This is a genomic window from Herbaspirillum sp. YR522 (assembly GCF_000282575.1).
GTDB lineage: Bacteria > Pseudomonadota > Gammaproteobacteria > Burkholderiales > Burkholderiaceae_D > Herbaspirillum.
Map to the genome: position 1 here is coordinate 1 of NZ_AKJA01000004.1, position 3187 is coordinate 3187.

Annotated in this window: 3 protein-coding genes; all 3 read right to left on the reverse strand. The window is 66.7% G+C overall.

From position 1 onward, the window contains the following. Positions 1–505: Mur ligase family protein (locus tag PMI40_RS00030; protein WP_008110838.1), on the reverse strand; the 505-nt coding region annotated here is incomplete at its 3' end. Further along, complete coding sequence (locus tag PMI40_RS00035; RefSeq protein WP_008110839.1) at positions 502–2028, reverse strand: UDP-N-acetylmuramoyl-L-alanyl-D-glutamate--2,6-diaminopimelate ligase; 1527 nt, start codon at positions 2026–2028, stop codon at positions 502–504. The genes PMI40_RS00030 and PMI40_RS00035, both read right to left, overlap by 4 nt. Next, on the reverse strand, positions 2028–3187 hold a 1160-nt coding region (locus tag PMI40_RS00040), incomplete at its 5' end, for a penicillin-binding protein 2 (RefSeq protein WP_008110840.1). The genes PMI40_RS00035 and PMI40_RS00040, both read right to left, overlap by 1 nt.

The window sequence follows — 3187 nt, forward strand, 5'->3', positions numbered from 1 at the left end:
CCCCCCCCAGCCGAAACAGCGTCAGCGGCACGCCGATGTCGTTGTTGAAGTTGCCACGGGTGCCCAGATAGCCGTCCTCGCCAAAGGCCGCTGCCAGGATCGACACCAGCATTTCCTTGACGGTGGTCTTGCCGTTGCTGCCGGTCACGCCAATGACCGGCACACTATATAGGGAACGCCAGCCATGGGCGATCTGGCCCAGCGCCGCACGGGTGTCCGGCACCACGATGGCCGGCACCGCCAGTCCGGGCACCAGGCGCTCGACCACCACTGCGCTGGCGCCCTGGGCTGCGACGTCCATGAGGAAATCATGCGCATCGAAGCGCTCGCCACGCAAAGCCACGAATACGCTGCCGGGCTTGACCAGGCGCGAATCGGTGAGCACGTCGTCGAGCGCCAGCAAGCCTGCCGGTGCATTGGCCACGGTCACGGCCGGATGCGCCGAGGCGGCGCTTTCGGCGTCACGGATCCACTGCAGCATCTGGGCGAAATCGAACCGCATCATGCGCCCCCCATCATGGTCGAGCGCGCCGCCAGGGCCAGCGCCACGTGGTCGGCGTCGAGGAAAGGCAGCTTCTTGCCGGCGATCTCCTGGTAGGCCTCATGTCCCTTGCCGGCCAACAGCACCACATCGGCCTTGGTGGCGTGGCGAATCGCCCACAGGATGGCGCCGGCGCGGTCTTCGATGACCTGCGGCTCGATGCGCGCCATACCGCCGCGGATCTGGGCGATGATCGCCTTGGGGTCCTCGCTGCGCGGATTGTCATTGGTCAGGATCACGTGGTCGGCCTGTTCGGATGCCTGCCCCATCGGCGCGCGCTTGCCGGGGTCGCGGTCGCCGCCGCAGCCGAACACGCACCATAGCTCGCCGTTGCGCTGGGTTGCCACCTGGCGCAACGTCGACAGGGTCTTCTCGAGTGCATCGGGGGTATGCGCGTAGTCGATCACGATCAGGGGCACGTCGGGACCACCGAACTGCTGCATGCGGCCGGGGGCGGCGCTGAGCGTGCCAACGGCCGCCACCACCACGTCCCAGGCCAGGCCGCGCGCCAGCAGCACGCCCATGATGCCCAGCACGTTGCTGACATTGAAGCGTCCCACCAGTTGGGTCTTGACCTGGCCGCTGCCAAACGGGGAATCGACATGAAACACGGTACCGGCATGGCTGCCGCGGATGGCGCTGGCATGCAGGGTCGGCACGCCCGTGGCGGCGGCATCGATCCGTTCTTCGATGGCATAGCCGATCAACGGCACCTGGCGCGCCTGCACCAGCGGCAGCAGGCGCACGCCCATGGCGTCGTCGAGGTTGATCACGGCGTGCTTGAGGCCGTTCCACTCGAACAGTGCGCGCTTGGCCGTCTCGTAGGCCTGCATGTCGCCGTGATAATCGAGGTGGTCGCGGGTGAAATTGGTCAACAGCGCCACGTCCACGTGCATACCGTTCATGCGGCCCTGCGCCAGGCCGATCGACGACGCCTCGATGGCCACGCTATCGACCCCGGCGCGCGCCAGGCCGGCCAGGCTGCGTTGCAGCAGCACGGCGTCGGGCGTGGTGTAGCCGGTGACATCGAAGGCCTGCGGGCGACCGCCCTGGAAGCTGCCCACGCCCAGCGTGCCGATCACGCCGGTGGGACCGGCGCCAGGGCCACGCGAGAGCACCGCGCCCAGCCACCAGGCGCACGAGGTCTTGCCGTTGGTGCCGGTCACGGCCACGGTAAACATCGACTGGTCGGGCTGGCGGTACCAGGCAGCGGCAATCTCGCCGGCGACCTGCTTGAGGCCTTCTACCGCCAGGTGCGGGACCTGCAATTGCTGCGGCCATTGATAGCCGTCGGCTTCGAACAGTACGGCGGCGGCACCACGTTCGATGGCGTCCGCTATATAAGAGCGACCGTCGGCGTCGCCCACATAGGCGAAGAACACATCGCCGGGCGCGATGCGGCGCGAATCGGCGGCCAGCTGCGCGCCGGGTGCATTGGCCTGCAACCAGTCGTGGATATCGGTGAGGCAAGGCGCTCGCGAGCTCATTACATACTCTCCTCGAGCGGTTCCTTGGGGATGATGATGTTGGTCACGCTCGAATCGGGCGGCACATTGAGCGCCCGCAACGCATTGGCGGCCACATTGGCAAACACCGGACCGGCCACCGGGCCGCCATAGTGCTGGCCGTTGCTGGGCTCATCGATCATCACCGCGATGATCAGGCGCGGGTCGGACATCGGCGCGATGCCCGAGAACGAGGCCACGTACTTGCGCACGTACTTGCCGCCCTCGATCTTGTAGGCGGTGCCGGTCTTGCCACCGACGCGATAGCCGGGCACCTGCGCCTGGGGCGCGGTGCCGCCCGGCGCGACCACGGTCTCGAGCATGCGCCGCATCTGCAAGGCGGTGTTTTCGGAAATCACGCGCTGGCCGATCGGCGAATCGTTCACCTTGGTAAACGAGAGCGGGATGATGTCGCCGTTGCGGGCGAAGATCAGGTAGGCATGGGCCAGCTGGATCAGCGACACCGAGATGCCGTGGCCATAGCTCATCGTGGCCTGCTCGATCGGGCGCCACGATTTGTAGGGGCGCACCCGCCCGGCTACCGCCCCCGGGAAGCCGTACTTGGGCTGCTGGCCGAAGCCGACCGTGGTAAACATCTCCCACATCTCTTCGGGCGGCATCTGCAGCGCGATCTTGGCGGTGCCGATGTTGGACGACTTCTCGATGATCTGCGCCACCGTCAGCGGACCATGGGCGTGCGAATCGCCGATGGTGGCGGTGCCGATGGTCATCTTGCCCGGCGAGGTCTGGAACACCGTCGACGGCGTGACGCGATGGGTGTCGAGCGACAATGCCACCGTAAACGGCTTCAAGGTCGAGCCGGGCTCGAAGGTATCGGTCACCACCCGGTTGCGCAACTGGGCGCCGGTCAGCACCGAGCGGTTGTTCGGGTTGTAGGTGGGCATGTTGGCCAGCGCCAGCACTTCGCCGGTCTTGGCGTCGACCACGATGATGCCGCCTGCCTTGGCCTTGTGTTTCTCGACCGCTTCCTTCAACTGGGTGAAGGCGATGTACTGGATCTTGCTGTCGATCGACAGCGTCAGGTCGCGTCCGTCATGGGGCTCGCGGATCGACTCGATATCTTCCACCACGCGGCCCAGCCGATCCTTGATGACACGGCGGCTACCGGTCGTGCCCGCCA